Here is a 23,261-nt window from a genome sequence, read left to right on the forward strand (position 1 = left end):
CACGTGACGGACCCTACAAATATTCGCCGACATCGCGCGCACGGATATCGCGAGGATGCGGTGGCCGCGGTGGGCCCGGACCGGTCAGGGACGCCAGGCCGGGAAGAGGTCGTGGTCGTCGTCGTCGGTCAGCAGGGACACCTCGAGCGACTCGAGGTCCACGGCCGCCACCTCGCCGGTGGCGCCGAGGCCGTCGGCGCTGTAGACGAGGCGGCGACCGTCGGGCGACCAGGACGGTGGCCAGTGGTCGTTGCCGGGCGTGGTCGTCACCCGACGCGGGTTGCTCCCGTCGGCATCCATGACATGGATGTCCTCGTTCCAGGCCTCGACCAACTCGGCATCGGGGTCACCGGTCGCGACGACGAAGGCGATCCGGCTGCCGTCGGGCGACCAGGTCGCCTCCGAGGCCGACGCGAACCCTCGCGGCGTCACGTCCCGTGGCCGGGAGCCGTCCGGCTCGCTCACCCACACCCGCTGGACGTGCCACGGCTGCCCGGGGACCGGCGTGGAGTAGAGCAGTCGGCCGTCCGGGCCGACGTCGGGCCAGGAGCCCGACGCGACCAGCTCACGCTCCTCCCCACCGCCGAGCGAGATCGCGAAGATGCCTTCATCGCCTTCCGCGCAGCTGCGGCTGGCGTAGACCAGCTCTTCGCCGTCCGGTGTCCAGGTCGGCGCGGACTCGCAGCGGTCCGGCGTACTCGTGACCTGCTGCGTCCCACCGTCGTCGAGGTCCAGCACGAAGAGGTCGCTCGGGCTGTCCTGGGTCGCGGCGGCCGTGTACGCCAGACGGGCGCCGTCCGGTGACCAGGCGGCCAAGAACTCGAGCCCGGGCGCGTCGGTCAGCTGGACCGGGTCGGTCCCGTCGGCCTTCGTCAGCCACAGGTCGGCCTGCTCCCGCCCGGTCCCGCTGGTGAGGACGACCTCGTGCTCGGAGAGGTCCAGGCCGGCCAGGTCGGCAGCGCCGGCGCTCGGCGCGGAGGCACCGGCCACGTCGTCGCCGGACGAGCAGGCGACGAGGAGCACGAGCAGCAGGGCTGCCGGTCCGGCGAGCAACGGCGATGTCGATCTCATGTCCATACTGGCTTGTTCCCTCGAGTCGCCCCACCGGTTCGCCGTCCGGATGGCGGGCTCGGGGGCACTGCGGGTACAAGGACTGGGTGACCGACTGGTTCGTCGCCGAGCAGAGCTGGCTGGCCCGGGAGCTCTTCCAGCGGGCCCTGGCCGCGGTCTACGTCGTCGCGTTCGTTGCCGCCGCGCGGCAGTACCGCGGCCTGCTCGGCGACCACGGTCTGATGCCTGTCAGTCGCTACCTCACCCACGTGTCGTTCCGCCGGTCGCCGAGCATCTTCCACCTGCACCACTCCGACCGGTTCTATCTCGGCGTCGCCTGGGCGGGCGCCGCGCTGGCGGCCGCGATGGTGGCCGGGTTGACCGACGTGCTCCCGCTGGCGCCGGCGATGCTGGTGTGGGTCGTGCTGTGGGTGCTCTATCTGTCGATCGTGAACGTCGGGCAGACCTGGTACGGCTTCGGCTGGGAGTCGCTGCTGCTCGAGGCCGGCTTCCTCGCGGTCTTCCTGGGCAACGACTCGGTCGGCCCGCCCCTGCCCACGCTGGTCCTGCTGAGCTGGCTGCTGTTCCGCGTGGAGTTCGGGGCGGGGCTGATCAAGATGCGCGGCGACCCCTGCTGGCGCGACCTGACCTGCCTCTACTACCACCACGAGACCCAGCCGATGCCGGGACCGTTCAGCTGGTACTTCCACCACCTCCCCCGCCCGCTGCACCGGGTCGAGGTGCTCGCGAACCACACGACCCAGCTCGTCGTGCCGTTCGCGCTGTTCGTCCCCCAGCCGGTCGCCGGCGTGGCCGCGGGGCTGATGATCGCGACGCAGTTGTGGCTGGTCGCCAGCGGCAACTTCGCCTGGCTGAACTGGCTCACGATCGTCATCGCCTTCTCCGCCCTGCCCGACGCGTGGCTGGGTCCGCTGCTGCCCGGCGCCGGCGCGCATGCCGGCGAGGCACCGCTGCCGTTCGTCGTGGCGGTCGCGCTCGTCACGGCCGCGGTCGTGGTGCTCAGCTACTGGCCGGTGGCGAACCTGCTGTCCTCCCAGCAGCGCATGAACACGTCCTTCAACCGCTGGCACCTCGTCAACGCGTACGGCGCCTTCGGCCACGTCACCAAGGCCCGCTACGAGATCGTGCTGGAGGGATCCCGGGACGGCGCGACGTGGGAGGAGTACGAGTTCCGCGGCAAGCCCGGCGACGTACGCCGTAGGCCGCGCCAGTACGCGCCGTACCACCTCCGGCTCGACTGGCTGATGTGGTTCGCCGCGATCTCCCCGTCGTACGCCGAGCCGTGGCTGCCCAGGCTGGTGCAGCGGCTGCTCGAGGCCGACCGGCACGTGCTCGGTCTGCTCCGGCACGACCCGTTCGCGGGAGAGCCGCCGCGCGTGGTGCGCGCACGGCTCTACCGCTACGAGTTCACCAGCCGCCGCGAGCGCCGCGAGACCGGCGCCTGGTGGTCACGACGGCTGGTGCGCGAGTTCCTGCCCGAGCGCCGTCAGCGGAGCTGACCGCGGATCTCGCCGCCCGCGAACTGGGTGCTGTGGACGTTCACGTACGCCGCGCCCGCCTCGATCGCGTCGACGAGCTCACGGAACTCGCCGGCTGCGATGCCCTGGCCCGCCGGGCCGATGACGTCGGCCGGAACGATGGTGCCGGTGATGGTGCCTGCGGCGGGACACGCCTGCGTACCCACCGGCCCGTTGCCGAGGTTCGTGCACAGGAAGACGCTCACCCCGCCCGACTGGGACGGGCTGCCGAAGTGGATGTGCGCCTGGGTCACCGCGGTGGGCACTCCCCCGAAGCTGAGCCGGTAGCGGATCTCCTGCCGCGCCTGGTCGACGCTCGCACGGAAGAACCCCTCGCCCGGGGTCGACAACGCCAGCGGGGTCTCGCTGTAGCCGTCGAGGAAGGCCGAGACCCTCCGCGTGTCGTGATCTCGTCCCTGATCGCCCTGAGCCGCGATCACGGTCGTTGCTGCCACTGCTGCAGCCCCTGCGGCGGCGAGGCCGATCCGGAGCACCTGTCGGTTCATCGCTCTCCTCCTCCTGGTCGTGGTTGACGGTCCAACGACGTCATGCTCGACCCGGAAGATGAGAGCTCACTCGTCAGGGCAGACGGACCGGAAGGGCTGGTCGGGCAGGAACTGCTCCCACTCCTCCTCGGTCAGGTCCCGGCCGGCCATCCGGCACGCGAAGTCGAGGGCCCGGTCGAGGTCGGTCTCCCAGCGGTAGACCGTGCCGTCGTACGACGCGATCGCCACGTCGTGGCTGTCGCCGACGAACTGCGCGTCGGCCGACACCGGGTCCTCTGCTCCGTGGCGGGGTGTGTAGACGGTGCCCAGCTGGTCCAGCGTCGTGGCGTCCCAGAGGCTCACCCGACCATCGACTGCGCTCGAGACCAGCAGCTCGCCATCGACGGAGTAGTCGAGCCCGAGCACCTGAGCGCCGAGGCCGATGGATCGCCGCCGCAGCGCTCCGGTCGAGGCGTCGACGTTCACGATCTCACCGGACTCTCCGACCATCGCGACGGTCGAACCGTCAGGAGACGAGACCGATGCCCCGTAGTTCACCATGGGCACCGTCCCCTCGGACCGGACGCCGCCGGTGGCGACCTCGATCACCCGCCACACCATCGAGATGCCGTCAGGAGAGCTGATGCCGGCCATGGCGGTGCTCCCGTCCCCGATGGGGGTGACGAAGTCTGCGGGAACGTCGAGATCGTCGCCCACAGGACGCAGGGACTCGGCGTCCACGAGATGACTCCGCTCCTCACTGTCGCCCACGAGGAGACGTCGGCCACCGTCGACGTACGCCGCAGCGACGATGTCGTCGAGTGGCTTCCCGTCGTCGACCACATCCCCCGTGGTGGTGTCGAGGACCGTCACGTCGCCGGTCGCCGACCAGCGGAGATACCGCCCGCCGTCGGGGTGCCAGCTGGCCGCCGGGACGAGCGCCGCCGAGATCCTCGTGGGCGTCGTCGCGGCACCGGTGGCGGTGTCGACGAACCGGACCCATCCGCTGTCGCCGTCGACCCAGCTGTAGGCCACCTGCTGCCCGTCCAGCGAGACGTCGACGTGCGCGAACGCCTCGGCGTCGTCGGCCCGGGTCGTCTGCTGCAGGTAGGTGTCCTGCATCGACCGGTCCCAGGTGCGCAGCATCGTCTCGCCGCCGCCCTCGTAGACGTGGTCGCCGCCCGGGCTGATGCTGGCGCCCCACAGAGCAGAGGTCTCCCACCGTTCCAGCGGGCGGCCGCTGGCGGTGTCCCAGACGATGAGGTCGCCCCCGTGGGAGTGTGACCCCACCAGCGAGCCGTCGAGTGAGAACTGGACGTCGCGGACCATGTCCCGGTGTCCGCGCAGCGTCCGGACCGTGGCCCCGGTGGCGGCGTCCACCAGGAGCAGATTCGTGCCCGTGAGCCCCACACGCGAGTCTGCGAGTGCGACCAGGCCTCCCTCGGCGTTCACGTCGACACCCGGCTGCGACACGAGGTCGCTGCGCCGCCAGAGTCGCTCGCCCGTCGCCACGTCGTACGCCGTCAGCGGCCAGCCGGTGTACAGGGTCCGGCCGTGCGGGCTGAGCGCGATCCCCTGGGGCACGGGTCCCGTGGGCACCCGGACGGCTGGTGCGGACGGGGAACGGAGGTCCCACACCAGCGTGTAACCCGGGTCCTCCCAAGCCCACACCTGTTCGGGGGCCGCCCAGTCGACGGTGTGCACGGCGGCGGCCAGGTAGCGACCATCGGGGCTGAACCGGACGTCCACGCCCCACACCCGCTTTCCGCCGGGGATGTCGAGCGTCGTGGCCGGCTCCATGGTGTCCGCGTCCAGCAGGCGCACCGGTTCCCTGGAGCCGCCGCCGTTCAGGATGACGGCGAGCTGATCGCCGCCGGGCCTGAAGTCGATCAGCATCCAGCCGGGTGCGTCCGGCCGCACGGGGTCGTAGCTGCGCAGCAGCCGGTTCGTGGCGGCGTCATGGAGGTGTACGCGGTTCTCGTCGTCCGAGACCGCGATCCAGCGGCCGTCGCGATCGACGTCGATGTCCTCCACGTAGCCGCCCGCGGCAGGCGTCGAGCGGACGAGCTCGGGATGTCTGGCGACCGCGCCCACCAGGTTCGCCCGGGTCTCGGGCGAGTCGTCCAGCCGCGCACCCGCGGCGGCCAGCAGCATCGAGAGGCTGGGGTCGTCGGTGAGCAGGCCCCGGGCGCCGACCTGCCGTGCATCCGCGGCGACGGCCCCCTGCTCTGCCCGCGCGGCGTTGTCGTTCGCCCGGTCGGACTGGACCGCGGCGAGGACCCCGGCGACGAGCGCGAGGGCCAGGAGCGCGGCGGCTGCGCCCAGCGCGATCCGGAGCCGACGGATCATCCGGGCCTGCGCACGTGCGCGCTCGACGATGCTCTGCTGCTTGGCCTCGTCGTGGCGCGCTGACGCCTCGAGGAACTGCCGCTCGACCTCGGTCAGGGCGGTGTCCTTGCCGGCTCGCCAGTCGACCGCTCTCGCGAGCCGGACGCCGCGGTAGAGCTCGCTGTCGGGACGGCCGAGCGCCGCCCAGGCGTCGGCGGCGGCCGAGAGGTGGTGCCGGATCCGCTGGCCCTCGACGTCGTCGTCGAGCCAGCCTCGGAGCCGGGGCCAGGCCCGGGTGAGGGCCTCGTGCGTGATCTCGAGCGCGCCGTCGTCGCTGGTGACCAGCCGGGCGGCGACCAGCATCTCGATGAGCTGCTCGTGCTCGGGGTCGGTGCCGACCAGGCGCCGCGGCACCCGGGTGCGCACCGGTTCGCCCTCGGGGCCCGGAGAGACCAGGCGGAGGACGAGGTCGCGCAGGAGGTCTCGACGCTCCACCTCGACCCGCGCGTAGAGACCCTCCGCCGACTGGGCCACGGCTCCGTTGATGCCGCCGCTCGCGCGGTACCCGGCGACGGTGAGCGTGCTGCCCTCGCGTCGCTTCCAGGTCTCCTGCAGCGCGTGCGACATCAGGGGCAGCGCCCCGGGGTCGTTCCGGACCTCGCGGACGAGCAGGTCGACCAGGCCCGGCTCGATCAGCAGCCCCGCCTGCCGGGCCGGTGTCTCCACCGAGGTGCGCAGGCCCTCCTCGTCCAGCGCACCGACCAGGTACATCCCGCGTTCGACGAGCCGGCTGAAGCCCGGGTGGGCGGCCAGGTCGGCCAGGTGGTCGGCACGCAGGGCGATGACCACGGTCCGGTTCGCGGCCTCGGCGGTGAGGGCCCGGAGGAACTCCTGCTGCTCCTCGGCGTCCTCGCACAGTGAGAACAGCTCCTCGCACTGGTCGACCAGCAGGGCCGCTCCGTGCGGCGCGTGCGTCAGGGCGGTCAGCGACTCCATGGGCCGGACGCCGGGCGAGATCGTCACGATGGACTGCCCACGACGTCGCAGGGCTGCCGCCACTCCCGCCCGGAGCAGCGAGGACTTGCCCGAGCCCGACGGGCCGACCAGGGCGAGCACCGGGGTCCGCGCCAGGATCTCCAGGCACGCGGCCAGGTCGTCCTCCCGCCCGAAGAACCAGTCGGCGTCCTCGACGCCGTACGGCCTGAGGCCCAGCCACGGACAGGTGGCCGACGATGCGGGCGCGTCGGCCACCAGGAGTGAGGAGTCCTGCCGGAGGATCGACGTCTCCAGCGCGACCACGTCGGGGCCCGGGTCGATGCCCAGGTGCTGAGCCAGGACCCCCTTGAGCTGGTGGATCGTGCGCAGCGCCTCGCCCTGCTGCCCGGACTGGTACTGCGCCCGCGCCAGCAGCACCCAGCGGTGCTCGCGCAGCGGCGCGGCGCGGACCAGCACCTGAGCCTCCGAGAGGACCTCGCGATACCGGCCCGCCCGCAGCAGGGCGTCGACCCGCAGCTCCTCGGCCTCCAGGCGCAGCTCGGACAGCCGAGTCCCGGCCGCGATGGCCGGCTCCCAGCTCTCCAGGTCGGCGAAGGCCTCCCCGTGCCACAGGTCCAGCGCGTCGGTCAGCAGGTACGCCGCCCGGTCGGCCTCACCGAGGGTGAGCAGCTCGCGGGCGCGGGCGACCTGGTCCTCGAACCGCAACGAGTCAAGGTCCTCGATGGACAGGTGCAGCGCATAGCCGTGGGGTGACGTCCGGACCGCGTCCCACCCCAGCACCTTGCGGATCCGGACCACGCAGCCCTGCAGGATCTTGCCGGCAGATGCCGGAGGGCGCTCGCCCCAGAGCGCGTCGGAGAGCTGGTCGGCGCTCACCGGATGTCCCGGATTGGTCGCCAGCGATGCAAGAACCACGCGGTCCCGCCGCCCCAGTGCTCCCGAGCCATCAACCGTCAGCGGGCCCAGCACCCTGATGCCCACCCGTTCACGGTCCTCCCGGGCGTCGGTGCCGTCAACGGGGTTGATACCGCGGCGATACCGGTCCCGCACCGGGGCGATACCCGTCGGTGTCAGAAACGGAGACCAGACCGGGGCCACCGGCTCCACGACGAAGGGATCCGCCATGAACACCACCCGCTACGCCGCAGCCACCATCGCCGCCGGCACCGCCGTCGCGGCCGCAGTGACGGTCCTGTCCGCCGTCGCCCCCACCGCCGCCAGCGCGGATCGCCCGGACGCCGCCTCCGGAGGGTCGGACACCGTCGACATCGCCCTGGTCGTCGCGGAGCGCAAGATGGCGTACGCGAAGTACCTCCGCGACAACTCCCGCGAGCTCCGGTTGCGTGACCCCAAGTGAGCAGGGCCTACCCCGCCGTAGCCGGCCGGACGAGGTCGCCCGCCGGGTGCCGTCCCACCGGCCTCCGGCGGGTCGCCGGCTCGGCCGAGCCGACCACCAGCGGCCGCACCAGCGAGGGCATGCCGTCCCACCGCTCGGTCTCGACGTCCCGTACGTCGAAGCGCGTGCGCAACGCACCGAGGAGGTCGCGGTCGCAGCGACAGCCGGCGGCGAACGCGGCCCACGCACCGGCCCACCGGGTCTGCCGGCGGCCGAGCCGCGTGTCACCCGCGTGGACGTGCTCGAGGAAGAGCAGCCCGCCACCCGGCCTCAACACGCGGGCGACCTCCGCCAGCGCCGTGTCGACGTCCGCGACGGTGCACAGCACCATCGTCGACACGACGGTGTCGAAGCTCGCGTCGGCGAACGGCAGTCGCTCGGCGGGCGCCTCGACCACGGACATGCCGTCGCGTGCCGCGGTCCGGCGGCGCAGCCGGGCGGCCATCGCGGCCACCGGCTCCGTCAGCACGACCGAGGTCGCTGTGCTCGGGTAGTGCTCGACGTTGAGTCCGGTACCGGCGCCGATCTCGAGGACGTCGCCGTGGACGCGGCCGAGCAGGGCGGCCCGGCGTCGGGCCATGCCGCGTCGCTCGCCCTTCGCGAGGAACGGGTCGTAGACCGCGGCCCCGAAGCGCTCCAGGAGCGTGGCTGTGGATGTCATGGGTGCCTCCTTCCAGGCACCCCGAGTCCACCGCGCCGGCAGCCCCCGCCCCATCGCCGGGACCGGCCATCCCGCGATGGCCGGAACAGGCCACCTCAGCCGGTCGCCAGCCAGGCGGGCATCCGATGCGGCGCGTAGCGCTCGTACCGCTCGCGCAGGCGTACGGCGTTCTTGTTCTTCGGGTCGTCGAAGCCCAGGAACGCCAGGGCCCGCTCCCCCATGAACTCGTCCGTCGCGTTGGCGCCGAACTCCGCGGCGTACGCACCGCGGTAGTCGGCCATGAAGTCGTCGACGTTGGGCAGGATGGCGAGCATGTACCAGTCCGAGCCGTACATCAGGCGGTCGGCCATCGTCCTGGTCTCCTCGTTGGCGAACACGACGTCACGGAGCTGCTCCATGTAGGAGCGGAACTCCTTCTTGTCGGTCCGGTGGTTGCCGACGTCGGCGTAGAGGTTCCGGCCGGGCGCGTCGTCCTCGCGGCGAGCCAAAGCGGCGATCTTGTGCGGCCACATCGTCGGCCCCACCGATCCGTGCATCCCGCCGAAGTGCCCGAGGTTCAGGTGCAGCCCGGGGAACTCCTGCAGCACGGTCTTCCAGTCGTCGGGGTCGGAGAACGCGTCGTAGGCGTCACGTGCGCCGTTGGAGATGTTGCAGTGCGCCGTGACGGGCACGTCCTCCTCGAGACACCACTGGTAGAGCCTGCGCAGCGCCCGGTCCACCGCCACCCCGTCCTGCCCGGGAGGTCCGCCCGGCTTCGTGGCGTTGTTCAGCGGCCGGAACCCCATGGGCGGGTAGAGCTTCACCCCGACGAACCCGTACCTGGTGACGGCGCGCTGCACGTCCTCGAGGGCACTCACCGGCTCCTTGCGCAGCTCGGTGAGCGCCTCGCGACGTGGGTCGAAGCCCACGAACGGGTGGATCCGGGCCCGCTTCACCCCCGGCAGCCTGCCGAGCATGCTCAGGCGGCTGATCCGCTCCTGCAGGATCACCTGGTGCAGGATCGAGGTCTTCGCCCGATCGTTGAGGCCGAACTCGAGGTCGACGAGCATCGGCGTGAACAGGTCGACCGAGTCCCCGAACTGCCGGACCATGTGGACCGTGACGTCCAGGCGCGAGGAGGCGTAGATGGTCGCCCATCGCATCGCCCGCGCAGCAGCCGCGGTGAAGTCCCCGATCCCTTCGGTCTCGACCAGCGTGTCCCCTGCGGTCTCCTCCAGCTCCGCCGCCGCCGCGTCGAGCAGGTAGGGATCGGACGCCGCCATCTCGCGCAGCTCCGAGCGCACGCGCGACTCCAGGTCGGGCACGACGGCAGCGCGGACCGCCGTGTCCTCCCCGGTGGCAGCCCCCGGCACGCTCTCGGTCTCCGGCGCGCGGAGCGCATCTCCGAGCAGCGCGTCCAGCCGACGCAGCTCCTGCTCGTAGTCGGGTGCCTTCGCCTGCACCACCCGGTCCACCAGGGTCGCGACCGCGTCACCCAGCCGCTTGCCCTCGAGCTTGACGTCACGGACGAAGCCCCGCACTGGCAGGTCGTCCCCGTTGAAGTTGTGGCAGTGGACGTCGACGACGGTGCCCATGGCTTCACCTCCGGTGCAAGCGACTCGAGGCCTTGGTCGTACGCCCATCATCCGGGTGCCACGACTGCCGTTCACATGGTCTGGATGGGCTATTCCGGGGGTGCAGGCCGTGTGTTGTCATCAAAAAAGGGAGCGAGTCCGGGGACTGTCCCGTGACTGAGCTCGAGCGACACGGCGAGCGGTCTCGAGGAGTTCGACCATGGGAGCGTACGAGGACATCCGCGACGACGTGACTGCGCGCTACACCGGCATCGTGTCGGAGCAGCAGGCACGACAGATGCAGGAGGGCCTCGGCAGCGTCGTCCCGATCCCCGCGGTGACCGTCTCCGGGAGCAAGCCGGCCTGGTTGGGCGCCGGCGCGCGCATCGCGTTCGCCTGGTTCGCCGTGGTCGGTGCCGTCGTCGGGCTGGTCCTGACCGCGGCACTGGCCGACACGTCCGCCGGCGCGGCGGCCACCACCGGCGGCTTCGCGATGGTCGCGCTCGTGATCGCCTACCTGACCGTCGCCGGGTTCGGCAAGGTCGAGTTCAGCGTCGGCAGTGGTGGCGAGGGCAGCGCGGCGGGCGACACCCCGTCAACGGACGGAGCCCGACCTCGGCTCGGGAGCAACGATGCCGCTCGATGAGGGCGAGTGGGACACCGTCCAGGGCCTGGTCGAGGACTACCTGGTCGGGACGGCGGACCCCTACGGCGCCCTCAAGGACCTCTTCCCGGACCTCGTCGCCCAGTGGACCATCACCGCGGTGCCGGCGAGGAACGCTCGCTACATCGTCCTGCGTGCCCGCAACGTCGCGCCGGGCGACCCCGACCCCTTCAGCATCCGGCTGCTCGACGGGCTGTTGCGCATCAAGGAGATCGGACTGCTCCAGGCCACCGAGTTCGACCGGCTGCGCGACTTCCGCGACCGCCTCGAACGCGAGCGTCAGGCCTTCGCCAAGCTCGATCCCTTCGCTGCCCGGGTCCTCGGTTCGGGTGAGATCTTCATCAATCGGGTCTCGACCAGGAAGCTCCTCCGCGACCTCACCAAGCCCGAGCCCAAGCGGCCGGTGCCGCTCGCGATGCGCGTGATCGGGGAGTCCCGCCTCGGCAAGTCGTACACCTACTCCTTCATCCTCCACCTGTCCGGCTTCGTCTCGGTCCAGCCGGTGCCCGTGTACCTCGACGAGTCGTACACCGCGGCCGACATCCTGCGCGACGTCTCCACCAAGATCGCGCCGGAAGGGGCCGAGCCGCGATCGGTCGACGATCCCGCCAAGCGCCTGGCGCACTGGGCGGACTGGATCGTCGCTCGCGCCAACGAGTCCACGGACGATCGTGCGTTCTGGTTCGTCTTCGACCAGTGCAACGAGCTCGATCCGAGCTCGGACGCCGTCGAGCTGATCGCGCACCTCGCCCGGGTCATCAAGTCTCCCGCGATCCACGAGCCGGCGAGGACGCTGCGCCCCAAGCTGGTGCTGCTCGGCTACAACGACCAGCTCCCCGATCTCGGGCTGCCGCCGAAGCAGGTGTTCGTCGACACCGTCACCGAGGTCGACGAGCACGAGCTGACGCGATTCTTCGACCACGTCTTCCGCGAGGTGCACGAGGAGGTCCACCCGGAGGAGGCGCCCGACGAGGCGCAGCTGGCCAGCCAGGTGGCGGACAGCGTCCAGCGGGCGACCGAGGACGCGAAGGAGGCAACCACCCTCGGACAGTGCTACATGGAGGCGCTCGCGGAGAGCGCGGCCGACGCCATCGACCTCTTCCGCGAGGAGGCGGCCCATGTCGTCTGAGGAGCGTGCCGGAGCTGCGGGCGACCGGCCCGACGGCCCGTCGTTCGCCGACAAGCTCCTCGAGAGGTCTCGCGCCCGCAAGAGGGCGGCGTCCGGCGCCGCGCCGTTGCGCACGGACCGGGTCGAGTGCCGGCGCGCGGCGGCGCTGCTCACCGGCTTCGACCCGCGGCGGCTGCGCGTCCCGGGACGCCCCGAGCTCATCGGGTCGGCGACGCTCGCCCTCCTCGTCGACGACTGCGTCTCCCTGTCCCCGCGCGGGAACCTCCACTGGCGCCTGCGGAAGGAGGTCCGCGACGCCGCCCTGGAGTCGTTCACCTCGCCGAGGGAGGCGCTCGAGTACCTCGAGGCCAACATGGACCAGGTCGCCACGCGATCGAGTGCCTGGTTCGCCCGTGAGCTCCTCCTGGGCAACGTCCCCGGCCTGACCACGCTGTCGATCGACCACCTGACCCGGCTGCGCAAGGCGATCTCGTGGCTGCGGCTCGTCCCGGGCACCAGCGGACTGCCCGACGCCGTGGCCGTGAAGCACGCCCTCGAGCGGGCCCGCCTCCTCGAGCCTCTCGAGCAGCTCCTGAGGGAGACGTTCGAGGGGCGCACCGACGAGCTCACGACGATCGAGAGGCACCTCGGCCTCGTACGCCGCGGCCTGCGCGACACCGTGACCAGGTCGTTGACGGCCCGGTGGGCCCCGCGGGACGACTACCCGCTGGTCGTCTACGGCCCCGGAGGGATCGGGAAGAGCACGCTCATCGCCCGGTCCCTGCTGGACCATCTCACCAGCGACGACGTCGGACAGTTCCCGTTCGTCTACGTCGATGCCGAGCGCGCGACCGTCGACCTCGACGAACCCACCTCGCTGGTCGCCGAGATGGCTCGACAGCTCGGCACCCAGTATCCCGAGCACGCCGACGAGCTCGCGGACATCGCCGCGACGGCAAGCGTCTGGTCCCGCAACCTCCGGGCGCGTCGTGAGGAGATCGACGACCTGCGCGGAGGAAGCACCACGCGCGCCCTGAGTCGGGGTGCGGCCCGCAGCTACCACACCGCGTCGAGGGACGACGGAGCCCAGCTCATCGCCCGTCTCGGGCAGGTCCTCGCCGAGGCGACCGGACCGGACCACCCCACGTTCGTCGTGGCGCTCGACTCCTTCGAGGAGGCGCAGTACCGCGCATCGCCGGTGCTGGACCGGATGTGGGCGATGCTGTACGCCCTGGAGGAGGTCTATCCCAACACCCGGGTCGTCGTCGCCGGACGCGCGCCGATCGGGCACCCGACGATCGACGTCACCCAGGTGCCGACGCTGGAGCTGACCGATCTCGACGACGCGGCCGCGCAGCGGTTCCTCGTCGACCGCAGGGTCGACGGCACCCTCGCCGCCGACGTCGTCGCCCGGATCGGCGGGAACCCCCTCAACCTGCAACTGGCCGCCAAGGTCTGTGCCAGCCCCGACGGGGCGGACCACGACGACCTGCTGCGTCACATGCCCGCCCGCCGGCGCAGGGTGTTCGGCGCCGTGGACGACATGCTGATCCAGGGCATGCTCTACGACCGCGTGCTGATGCACATCCGGGACCGCGAGGTCCGCCGCCTGGCACATCCGGGACTGGTCCTCCGGAGGATCACGCCGGAGGTCATCGAGCACGTCCTCGCGCCCGTGTGCGGTGTCGCGATCGACTCACCGACGAAGGCCTCCGAACTGTTCGAGGAGCTCGCCCGCGAGCTCGACCTCGTCGACCGTGTCGCGCCCGACGTGCTCAAGCACCGATCCGACGTACGCCGGGTGATGCTCCGGCTCCTCAAGGCCGACCGCAACCCCGACGTCACCGCCGTCGAGGAGGCCGCGGTCCAGTGGTTCGCCGGCAAGGACTCCACCGCGGACCGCGCCGAGGAGATCTACCACCGGCTCCGCCTGGGCCGCGAGCTCGAGGTGGTCTCCGCACGCTGGCGCCCGGAGCTGCGTCCGCACCTGCTCGACGTCGCCGCCGAGGAGCTGCCCGGTCGCAGCGCGAAGCTCCTGTCGCGGCTGCTCGACGGCACTCCGGACACGCTGCCCGAGAGGCAGCAGGCCGAGTGGGAGCAGGACGCCGCGGAGGAGGCCGAGAACCTGCTCGCCCAGGGCTTCGTGGAGGACGCTCTCGCGGTCGTGGGCCGGCGTCGCCCCTGGACGATCGGGAGCCCGCTGCACGCGCTCAACGCCGAGATCCTCATGCAGCTGGGGCGTCAGGAGGAGGCCCGCACCGCGGTCGCCGCCGCCCTCGACGAGCCGGGCATCGAGCAGTTCCCCGACCAGCAGCTGGAGCTCCTGCTGCTCTCGGCGAGGTTGGCGGCCGAGGCGAGCGACTGGGCCGCGGCGGACGCCGATCTCGACGTCGCGGAACGGGTCGCGCTCAGGCTCGGCCACGACCTGGACAGCCTCGGCGTACTCCTGCTGCGCGCCCGGCTGCTCGACGCGCTCCCCGACCTCGCCACCAGCGCGATCGACGAGGACGCGCGCGCCGCACTCGTCACCCGGGTCCGGCAGGTGCCCGACGAGCTGCTCTCGTCGCGCCCCGCGCTGTTCCGGGCCGTGGCCGGAGAGATCGGCGGCCAGGAAGCGGATGTCCTCGCCCACGCCATCGATCTCGTCGGTCTGCCCGCGCTGTCACAGTCCGACATCTCGGTGCTCTCCGACGCGATCGTGGAGACGATGGACCAGGCCAACCTGGGGGACGTCCTCGCTTCCTTCGCCCACCAGTCGCGCCAGCACTGGTCGAGCCCCCGCCCGGCCGACGTGCGGCAGTTCCTGGACGAGACCAGTCGCACGGGCCGCCTCGACGAGCTGGCGAAGCACCTGCTCGGGGCGCACGACCAGTCCGGCGCGCTCCAGCGCGGCATCGCGGCGGCCATGCAGGAGGAGGCGTCCCCGCTGAGCAGCAGTCCGTACACGGACCTCTCCGGAGCCTGGCACGCCGGGCACCCGGGGCACGCGGGGCACGAGCCGGGAGGACGTGCGTGACGATGTCCGAGTACCTCGACGACACCGAGATCGATGCGCTCACGGAGATCATCGGTCGCGAGCTCGCCCTCGATCCACAGCTCCGGCCGATCCTCTTCGAGCGGGTGCACCGCGACTTCCTGGGCGTGCTCCCCTACAACGCCAAGCCCACGAACCAGGTCCGCTCGGACCTCGTCAAGATGAACCGTGTCGAGCGACTGTCGGACGGCAGCGTCCCCCTGCAGCAATGGCTCCGGGCCGCCGCGGGCCAGGTCCAGGACGCGACCGAGCGCGCCGTCGTCGACCAGGCCCTCGACAAGGTGACGGCAGCGGCGGCCGGCGAGCCCTCCGTGGAGGCGGTGGCCGCGGTCGTCGAGTCGAAGGAGCTGGTGATCTTCCGCGACGACATGGTGGCCTTCGACTTCCTCGAGCTCGGCGCCCTGCGCGGCCGCTCGGTCGGTCGGATCACCGTCGCCCCGTGGTCGAACGGCGCCCCGGTCGTCCGTCCGGGTGGGGCCGTGGAGCCGCACGCCGGGACGTGCTGGCTGATCGCACCGAACCTGGTCGTGACCAATCACCACGTCGTCAACGCCCGTGCCGCCGTCGCGGGACCGGCTCCCCAGGTGCCGGACACCGACCTCGCGGACCAGGCCGCGCACGCCGTCGTGAACTTCGACTACGTCACCAACGCGTCCGAGGGTCCCTCCGTCGCGTGCACCGGGCTCGTGGCCTGGTCGCGGGAGCTGGACTACGCCGTCGTCTCCCTCGAGGCACCGACCGACCGGGACCCGCTGCCCCTCTACGAGGAGCCGCTCGAGGTGAGCCTCGACGACCACGTCGCCGTCAACATCATCCAGCACCCCGACGGACGCGCGAAGCGAGTGGGTCTCCGCAACAACCTCATCCACCAGACGACCGAGCGCGACGTCAACTACTTCACCGACACCAAGACGGGCTCCTCGGGGTCGCCCGTCCTCACCGACGACTGGCGGGTGTGTGCGCTGCACCGTGGTTCCCAGTCGGTCAAGGTCCAGTTCCAGGGCAAGTCGAGCGCCTACATCAACGTCGGCACCCAGATCCACGCGATCCTCGACGACCTGCGGACCCGCTACCCGGACGTCGCCGCGCAGGTCGCGCTCGCGGCTCCGGGTTCCGTCACCGAGATGTCCGGCTAACCATCACCTGCTTGGAGCAGCCATGAAGTTCTCCTCCCCGGTCGCCACCGACCTGAGCGCCATCTTCGACGACCTCGACGCCGTGGCCGAGCGAGTCCAGGCCGAGGCCGAGAGCCAGCCCGAGCTGCAGGAGTCGGCGGTGCCCGGGCGCTCCCCGTCCGCCGACGTGCTCGACCTCGCTGCCCGGGAGGCGCGCGGGTCCGTCCTCGCCGACGGTGCCCGAGGGCTCCACAAGCTCGCGCGCGACCCCGATGCCGACCTCACGCCGGAGGAGCACGTCGGGCTGGAGGCGATAGTGCTGCGCGAAGGACGGCCGGCGCTGTTCGTCCAGGCGGGTGACTTCGCAGCGGTGCTGCCGCCTGAGTGGCAGGTGCTGGACGGTCATCGCGCCGCGATCCGCGAGGCCATCACGCGGGTCGGGCGCATCGAGGTGACGGGGCACCCCGACCTGGACTGGCTCGGCACCGGCTTCCTCGTCGCACCGGACATCGTGATGACCAACCGCCACGTCGCCCGCGAGTTCGCCGCCATGCGGGACTCGGGCTGGACCTTCATCAACGGGCGGAGCGCGAGCTGGGACCTGCTCGAGGAGCAGGGCAGCGCGGACCAGGCCGAGTTCGAGATCACGGAGATCATCGCCATCCACGACGAGGACGACGTCGACCTGGCGCTCCTGCGGGTCGCGCCGTCGAACGGTACGGCATCGCTGCCCGAGCCCCTCACGTTGACGGCCCAGCAACCGAGCGAGGTCGAAGGACGGGCCGTGTACGTGCTCGGCTACCCCGCGTGGGACGGTCGCCGGAACGACCCCGGCGACATGGCACGGATCTTCCAGGAGATCTACAACGTCAAGCGCCTGCAGCCCGGACGGCTGACGGTCTCCTTCGACTCCAACCTGCTGCTCCGGCATGACTGCTCGACGCTCGGCGGCAACAGCGGATCCCCCGTCATCGACCTGGAGACCAACCAGGTGCTGGGCCTCCACTTCGGGGGCCGGTACCTCCAGGGCAACAGCGCCGTCCCGAGCTGGCGGCTCGCCACCGACCCGGTCACTGCCGGCGCCGGGCTCAAGTTCGAGTAGGGACCGCCTCCGCGCCGCGCCGACGGCCGCTGTCGGTGGCGTGCGCAAGGATGGACGGGTGACCGATCCGCTCCAAGGGTTCAGCGAACCCACCCGCACCTGGTTCGGTGCGGCGTTCGCCGAGCCGACGCCTGCGCAGACCGGCGCCTGGGCGGCGATCGGGGCGGGCCGGCACGCGCTGGTGGTGGCGCCGACGGGGTCCGGCAAGACGCTGAGCGCATTCCTGTGGAGCATCGACCGGCTGCTCACCGCGGAGCCGCCGGAGGACAAGCAGCACCGGTGCCGGGTCCTCTACATCTCGCCCCTCAAGGCGCTCGGGGTCGACGTGGAGCGCAACCTCCGCGCGCCGTTGACCGGCATCCGCCACACGGCCGACCGGCTCGGCACACCCGTGCCCGACGTGACTGTCGGCGTCCGCTCCGGCGACACGCCTGCCGCCGACCGTCGCAAGCTCGTCACCAGCCCACCGGACATCCTGATCACGACCCCCGAGTCGCTGTTCCTGATGCTGACCAGCCAGGCCCGCGAGTCGCTGCGCGGAGTCGAGACCGTGATCCTCGACGAGGTCCACGCGGTCGCCGGCACCAAGCGCGGGGCCCACCTCGCGGTCACCCTCGAGCGCCTCGACGCGCTCCTCGACCGGCCCGCCCAGCGCATCGGCCTGTCGGCGACGGTCCGGCCGCTCGACGAGGTCGCGCGCTTCCTCGGCGGGCAGACGCCCGTCGAGCTCGTCGCCCCGCCCAGCGAGAAGCGGTGGGACCTGCGGGTCGTCGTACCGGTCGAGGACATGACCGCCCCCGATGAGTACGACGAGGACGCCGACGACCCGCAGCGCTCCCAGAGCCTGTGGCCGCACGTCGAGGAGCGGGTGGTCGACCTCGTCGAGCAGCACCGCTCCACGATCGTCTTCGCCAACTCCCGACGGCTCGCCGAGCGGCTCACCGCGCGACTCAACGAGATCGCGACCGAGCGCGCCGGTGCGGCGATCGAGCAGGGCGCTCCCCCGGCCCAGCTGATGGCGCAGTCCGGGCAGAGCCACGGGGCAGACGCGGTCATCGCGAAGGCCCACCACGGGTCGGTGTCGAAGGAGCAGCGCGCCCTCATCGAGGACGACCTCAAGCGCGGCCGGCTCCCCTGCGTCGTGGCCACCAGCAGCCTCGAGCTCGGCATCGACATGGGCGCGGTCGACCTGGTCGTCCAGATCGAGAGCCCGCCGTCGGTCGCCAGCGCCCTGCAACGCGTGGGCCGGGCCGGCCACCAGGTCGGCGAGGTGTCCCGCGGAGTGCTGTTCCCCAAGCACCGCGGCGACCTCGCGCAGACCGCCGTCGCCGTCGACCGGATGCGCACCGGCGCGATCGAGGCGCTGCGCGTGCCGGCCAACCCGCTCGACGTGCTCGCCCAGCAGGTCGTCGCCGCCACCGCGCTCGACGCGTGGGACGTCGACGAGCTGTTCGAGCTCGTCCGCCGCAGCGCGCCGTTCGCCCAGCTCCCCCGCAGCGCCTACGACGCCACGCTCGACCTCCTCAGCGGTCGCTACCCCTCCGACGAGTTCGCCGAGCTCCGACCCCGCGTCGTCTGGGACCGCGTCACCGGCACGATCACCGGCCGGCCCGGCGCGCAGAGACTCGCGGTCACCAGTGGCGGCACCATCCCCGACCGCGGACTCTTCGGCGTCTACCTCGTCGGCGAGGGCACGGGTCGCCGGGTCGGCGAGCTCGACGAGGAGATGGTCTACGAGTCGCGCGTCGGCGACATCTTCGCGCTCGGCGCCACCAGCTGGCGCATCGAGGACATCACGCACGACCGCGTGCTCGTCACGCCGGCACCGGGCATCCCGGGCCGGCTGCCCTTCTGGAAGGGCGACGCGCTCGGCCGCCCGGCCGAGCTGGGCCGCGCGATCGGCGCCTTCACGCGCGAGCTCGCGGCGCTGCCACGCGAGCGCGCCGAGGAGCGGGCCCGCGCCGACGGCCTCGACGAGTACGCCGCCGGCAACCTGGTCGGCTACCTCCACGAACAGCTCGAGGCCACGAACCTGGTGCCGAGCGACCAGACCCTGGTCGTCGAGCGGTTCCGCGACGAGCTCGGCGACTGGCGACTCGTCCTGCACTCGCCGTACGGCGTCCCGGTGCACGCCCCGTGGGCGCTCGCGATCAACGCGCGGCTGCGCGAGAGGTACGGCGTCGACGGACAGGCGGTCGCCTCCGACGACGGCATCGTGATCCGGGTCCCCGACACCGAGGCCGAGCCGCCCGGCGGTGACGTCGTCGTCTTCGAGCCCGAGGAGATCGACGAGCTGGTCACCCGCGAGGTCGGCGGGTCGGCGCTCTTCGCGTCCCGGTTCCGCGAGTGCGCGGCCCGGGCGCTGCTGCTCCCCCGCCGCGACCCGGGCCGACGCTCACCGCTGTGGCAGCAGCGCCAGCGGTCCGCGGCGCTGCTGGAGGTGGCGGCGCAATATCCCTCGTTCCCGATCGTCCTCGAGGCCGTCCGCGAGTGCCTCCAGGACGTCTACGACCTCCCGTCGCTGACCGCCCTGATGCGCGGCATCGACCGCCGCGAGGTGCGGGTCGCCGACGTGGCGACCCACCAGCCGTCGCCGTTCGCGCGCACCCTGCTCTTCGGCTACGTCGCCCAGTTCATGTACGAAGGCGACTCCCCCATCGCCGAGCGGCGCGCCGCCGCGCTCGCGCTCGACCAGGGGCTGCTCGCCGAGCTGCTCGGCCGTGCCGAGCTGCGGGAGCTGCTCGACCCCGAGGTGCTCGCCGAGGTCGAGGCCGAGCTCCAGCGCACCGCCGACGACCGGCGGGCCCGCGACGCCGAGGGGGTCGCCGACCTGCTCCGGCTGCTCGGCCCGCTGTCGGCCACCGAGGTCGCCGAGCGGAGCACGGCCGACCCCGGCCACTGGCTGCAGGCGCTCGCGGACCAGCGGCGCATCGTCGCCGTGCGGATGGCCGGCGACGAGCGCTGGGCCGCGATCGAGGACGTCGGCCGCCTGCGCGACGGGCTCGGCGTACCCGTTCCTCCCGGCACGCCCGACGTCTTCGCCGAGCCGGTCGACGACCCGCTCGCCGACCTGGTCGCGCGCTTCGCCCGCACCCACGGACCGTTCACCGCCGACGACGTCGCGGCCCGCCTCGGGCTGGGCGCCGCCGTCGTCCGCCACACCCTGCAGCGGCTGGCCGCCCAGGGGCGGGTGCTCGACGGGGAGTTCCGGCCCGCCGGGTCCGGCACCGAGTGGTGCGACGCCGAGGTGCTGCGCAGGCTGCGGCGCCGCTCGCTCGCCCGGCTGCGCCAGGAGATCGAGCCGGTCGAGCCCGACACCCTCGGCCGGTTCCTGCCCGCCTGGCAGCACCTCGTCACCACGAGGGGTGGTCTGCGCGGCGTCGACGGCGTGCTCTCCGCGATCGACCAGCTCGCCGGCTGCGCGGTCCCGGCGTCCGCGCTCGAGCCGCTCGTGCTGGCGGGTCGCGTGCGTGACTACGAGCCGTCGTACCTCGACGAGCTCACGGCCTCCGGCGAGGTCGTCTGGGCCGGGCACGCCCCGCTGCCCGGCGCCGACGGCTGGGTCTCGCTGCACACCGCCGACCAGGCTCCCCTGACCCTGCCGGCGCCCGAGCCCTTCGCCGTTCGAGACGGCTCGTCCCTCGCCTCCTCAGGAACCGCACCGAGCGAGCTCCACCAGGCCGTGCTCGACGCCCTCGCGCCCGGTGGCGCGTGGTTCTTCCGCCAGCTCGCGGACTCCGTCGGAGCGACCGACGACGCCGCGCTCTCGGCCGCCCTCTGGGACCTGGTCTGGGCGGGCCGCATCAGCAACGACACCCTGGCCCCGCTCCGGGCGCTCACCCGCGGCGGCACCCCCGCTCATCGCACCCGCCGCCCGCCACCGCGGATCCGGATGTCGAGCACCACCGGCGGCCGGGCCCGGATGCCCGCGCGCACCGGGCCGCCCGAGACCGCCGGTCGCTGGGCTCTGCTGCCGCCGATCGACGCCGACCCGACCCGCCGCGCCCATGCGGTCGCCGAGCGCCTGCTCGACCGGCACGGCGTCGTCACCCGGGGGGCCGTGGCGAGCGAACGGGTCCCCGGCGGGTTCGCCGCCGTATACAAGGTGCTGTCGGCCTTCGAGGAGTCCGGTCGCTGCCGCCGCGGCTACTTCGTCGCGGGCCTCGGCGCCGCGCAGTTCGGCACGGCCGGCTCCGTCGACCGGCTCCGCACCTTCGCGGAGGTGCCGGTCGACGCCAAGCCGACCGCCGTGGCCCTCGCCGCGACCGACCCGGCCAACCCCTACGGCGCCGCTCTGCCGTGGCCGGAGGCCACGAGCACCGGGCACCGCCCGGGGCGCAAGGCCGGCGCCATCGTCGTGCTCGTCGACGGCGTGCTCACGCTCTACGTCGAGCGCGGCGGACGCACCCTGCTCACGTGGTCCGACGAACCCGACCGCCTCGGCCCCGCCACCGCGGCGCTGGCGGAGGCCGCGCGCCACGGCTCGCTCGGCCGGATAACCGTCGAGAAGGCCGACGGCGAGCAGCTCCTCGGCGCCGGGTCGACGCCGCTGCGCGACGCGCTCCAGGCGGCCGGCTTCGTCGCCACCCCGAGGGGGCTCCGGCTGAGGGCGTCGGGTGCCTGAGGGCGACGCGGTACGCCGTACCGCCCGACGGCTCGCGCAGGCCCTCGACGGCCGGGTGCTGACCCGCAGCGACTTCCGGGTCCCGCGACACGCCACCGCCGACCTGGCGGGTGGCACGGTCGTCGAGACCGTGTCGCGGGGCAAGCACCTGCTGACCCGGGTCGACGCCGCCGACGGGCCGATCACCCTGCACACCCACCTCAAGATGGAGGGCTCGTGGCGGGTGTTCGAGCCCGGCAGGCGGTGGAACCCGCGGTCACACGAGATCCGCGTGGTGCTCGAGACCGAGGGCCCGGTGGCGGTCGGCTACCTGCTCGGGATCGTGGAGCTCGTCCCCCACGAGCGGGAGCCGGAGGTGGTCGGCCACCTCGGACCCGACCTGCTCGGACCGGACTGGGACGAGGACGAAGCGCTGCGGCGCCTCCGCCTGCACCCGGACCAGCCGGTGTTCGAGGCGCTGCGCGACCAGACCCTGCTCGCCGGGATCGGCACGATCTACGCGGCCGAGGTCCTCTTCGTGATGGGGGTGTCGCCGGCCACGCCGGTCGGCGCGGTGCCCGACCTGCCGCGGATGGTGCGGCGGGTCCGGCAGATGCTCGACCAGGAGTGGTCCCGCTCCAACCGGATGTGGGTCTACCGGCAGCGGCTCTGCCGCCGGTGCGGCACGCGCGTCGAGACGACGTCGTTCGGCCGGCCGGGCGAGGAGCGCACGGCGTACTGGTGCCCGAGCTGCCAGCCCGCGGTCCCCTGAGGGATCAGGCGGCGGAGGTGACGACCGGTGCGCTCGCCGGAGCGGCGACCGGGATCCGGGTGAGCCCCGCAGCGGCCTCGTCGACGGCGACCAGGTCGGAGACCTCGCGCAGCACGTCGGACAGCGGCACCTCGAGCGCCGCGCACAGCGAGGCGAGCAGCTCGGAGGAGGCCTCCTTCTGCCCGCGCTCGATCTCGGAGATGTAGCCCAGGCTGACCCGGGCCTCGGCGGAGACCTCACGCAGGGTCATGCCGCGCTGCATGCGCAGGTCGCGGAGCACGTCGCCGAGCACCCGACGAAGCAGCACCATGCGGTCCCCTCCTTCCGCTTCCGAGATCCGTCCGGGCCAACGCTACCCGAGAGGTGTTGATTCCCGCCGCAAGACCTCCTCGAACGCGTTCAGCGCCTCGGTGCAGGTCCGCTCCTGGATGTAGCCCCGCTTGCCGCTGAGCTCTAGCGCGACGACCTCGAGCAGCCCGGGGCCGGCGATGCCGACGAAGACCGTGCCCGGCGGCTTGCCCTCCTGCTCCGTGGGGCCCGCCACGCCCGTCGTGGACAGCCCGAACGTCGCTCCCGCGAGCGCGCGGACGCCCGACGCCATGGCCTTCGCACACTGCGGGGACACCACGCCGTGCTCGTCGATGATCTGCGGGTCGACCTGCAGAACCGACGCCTTGAGCTCGGTCGCGTAAGTCACCACCCCACCGAGGAACGTCTCGGACGCGCCGGGCGTGTCTGTCAGCGCCACCGCGAGCCGACCGCCCGTCAGCGACTCCGCGGTCGCCACCGTGCTCCCCGAGGCCCGCAGGATCAGGTGCACGCGCTTGGCCAGGTCCGTCACGGGAGCCACGCTAGC

At 72.5% G+C, this 23,261-nt stretch carries 16 protein-coding genes; 9 read left to right on the forward strand and 7 right to left on the reverse strand.

Annotated elements, in window-relative coordinates; genetic code table 11:
* Positions 1-84: 84 nt before the first annotated feature.
* Entirely contained in the window at positions 85-1,071 is a 987-nt protein-coding gene (locus ACFQQI_RS18800; protein WP_378567048.1) for a hypothetical protein, read from the reverse strand.
* An 86-nt stretch (positions 1,072-1,157) separates the two neighbouring features.
* Between ACFQQI_RS18800 and ACFQQI_RS18805 the strand changes: the two genes are divergently transcribed.
* Entirely contained in the window at positions 1,158-2,570 is a 1,413-nt protein-coding gene (locus ACFQQI_RS18805) for a lipase maturation factor family protein (RefSeq protein WP_378567050.1), read from the forward strand.
* Here ACFQQI_RS18805 and ACFQQI_RS18810 read toward each other — a convergent pair.
* Both ACFQQI_RS18810 and ACFQQI_RS18815 read right to left on the reverse strand, forming a co-directional pair.
* The gene (locus tag ACFQQI_RS18810) at positions 2,558-3,094 is read right to left on the reverse strand and encodes a CHRD domain-containing protein (RefSeq protein ID WP_378567054.1); all 537 of its coding nucleotides are present in this window, start codon (positions 3,092-3,094) and stop codon (positions 2,558-2,560) included. The genes ACFQQI_RS18805 and ACFQQI_RS18810 overlap by 13 nt on opposite strands.
* 66 nt (positions 3,095-3,160) lie before the next feature.
* Positions 3,161-7,273 (reverse strand): BTAD domain-containing putative transcriptional regulator, encoded by a 4,113-nt coding sequence (locus ACFQQI_RS18815; RefSeq protein WP_378567057.1) that lies wholly within the window; start codon positions 7,271-7,273, stop codon positions 3,161-3,163.
* A gap of 247 nt (positions 7,274-7,520) precedes the next feature.
* On the opposite strand from ACFQQI_RS18815, the gene ACFQQI_RS18820 reads away from it, so the two are divergent.
* Complete coding sequence (locus tag ACFQQI_RS18820) at positions 7,521-7,754, forward strand: hypothetical protein (protein ID WP_378567060.1); 234 nt, start codon at positions 7,521-7,523, stop codon at positions 7,752-7,754.
* A 7-nt stretch (positions 7,755-7,761) separates the two neighbouring features.
* Here the strand turns inward: ACFQQI_RS18820 and ACFQQI_RS18825 are convergent, their stop codons facing one another.
* Both ACFQQI_RS18825 and ACFQQI_RS18830 read right to left on the reverse strand, forming a co-directional pair.
* Positions 7,762-8,454 (reverse strand): class I SAM-dependent methyltransferase, encoded by a 693-nt coding sequence (locus ACFQQI_RS18825; protein WP_378567063.1) that lies wholly within the window; start codon positions 8,452-8,454, stop codon positions 7,762-7,764.
* A gap of 95 nt (positions 8,455-8,549) precedes the next feature.
* Complete coding sequence (locus ACFQQI_RS18830; protein WP_378567066.1) at positions 8,550-10,028, reverse strand: amidohydrolase family protein; 1,479 nt, start codon at positions 10,026-10,028, stop codon at positions 8,550-8,552.
* Between the two features lie 199 nt (positions 10,029-10,227).
* Between ACFQQI_RS18830 and ACFQQI_RS18835 the strand changes: the two genes are divergently transcribed.
* The 7 genes from ACFQQI_RS18835 to ACFQQI_RS18865 are packed head-to-tail and all read left to right on the forward strand — an operon-like array spanning position 10,228 to position 22,405.
* Positions 10,228-10,653 carry a hypothetical protein gene (locus ACFQQI_RS18835; protein WP_378567069.1) on the forward strand — a complete coding sequence of 142 codons (426 nt, stop codon included), beginning with the start codon at positions 10,228-10,230 and terminating at the stop codon, positions 10,651-10,653.
* On the forward strand, positions 10,640-11,800 hold the full coding sequence (locus ACFQQI_RS18840; protein WP_378567072.1) for a hypothetical protein: 1,161 nt from the start codon (positions 10,640-10,642) through the stop codon (positions 11,798-11,800). The genes ACFQQI_RS18835 and ACFQQI_RS18840 overlap by 14 nt, the downstream gene beginning before the upstream one ends.
* Complete coding sequence (locus ACFQQI_RS18845; protein ID WP_378567075.1) at positions 11,790-14,795, forward strand: hypothetical protein; 3,006 nt, start codon at positions 11,790-11,792, stop codon at positions 14,793-14,795. Before ACFQQI_RS18840 ends, ACFQQI_RS18845 begins: the two co-directional genes overlap by 11 nt.
* Before the next feature lie 2 nt (positions 14,796-14,797).
* On the forward strand, positions 14,798-15,949 hold the full coding sequence (locus tag ACFQQI_RS18850) for a trypsin-like peptidase domain-containing protein (RefSeq protein WP_378567078.1): 1,152 nt from the start codon (positions 14,798-14,800) through the stop codon (positions 15,947-15,949).
* A 22-nt stretch (positions 15,950-15,971) separates the two neighbouring features.
* Positions 15,972-17,030 carry a trypsin-like serine peptidase gene (locus ACFQQI_RS18855; protein ID WP_378567081.1) on the forward strand — a complete coding sequence of 353 codons (1,059 nt, stop codon included), beginning with the start codon at positions 15,972-15,974 and terminating at the stop codon, positions 17,028-17,030.
* Between the two features lie 58 nt (positions 17,031-17,088).
* Positions 17,089-21,654: an ATP-dependent helicase gene (locus ACFQQI_RS18860; RefSeq protein ID WP_378567084.1), complete on the forward strand. Its 4,566-nt coding sequence runs from the start codon at positions 17,089-17,091 to the stop codon at positions 21,652-21,654.
* Positions 21,647-22,405, forward strand: coding sequence for a DNA-formamidopyrimidine glycosylase family protein (locus tag ACFQQI_RS18865; RefSeq protein ID WP_378567087.1), 759 nt, complete (start codon positions 21,647-21,649; stop codon positions 22,403-22,405). Before ACFQQI_RS18860 ends, ACFQQI_RS18865 begins: the two co-directional genes overlap by 8 nt.
* A gap of 4 nt (positions 22,406-22,409) precedes the next feature.
* Here the strand turns inward: ACFQQI_RS18865 and ACFQQI_RS18870 are convergent, their stop codons facing one another.
* The gene (locus ACFQQI_RS18870) at positions 22,410-22,715 is read right to left on the reverse strand and encodes a helix-turn-helix domain-containing protein (RefSeq protein ID WP_378567090.1); all 306 of its coding nucleotides are present in this window, start codon (positions 22,713-22,715) and stop codon (positions 22,410-22,412) included.
* A gap of 42 nt (positions 22,716-22,757) precedes the next feature.
* On the reverse strand, positions 22,758-23,246 hold the full coding sequence (locus ACFQQI_RS18875) for a CinA family protein (RefSeq protein ID WP_378567093.1): 489 nt from the start codon (positions 23,244-23,246) through the stop codon (positions 22,758-22,760).
* Positions 23,247-23,261 lie beyond the last annotated feature (15 nt).

Source organism: Nocardioides sp. GCM10030259, assembly GCF_042666375.1.
Classification (GTDB): Bacteria; Actinomycetota; Actinomycetes; order Propionibacteriales; family Nocardioidaceae; genus Nocardioides.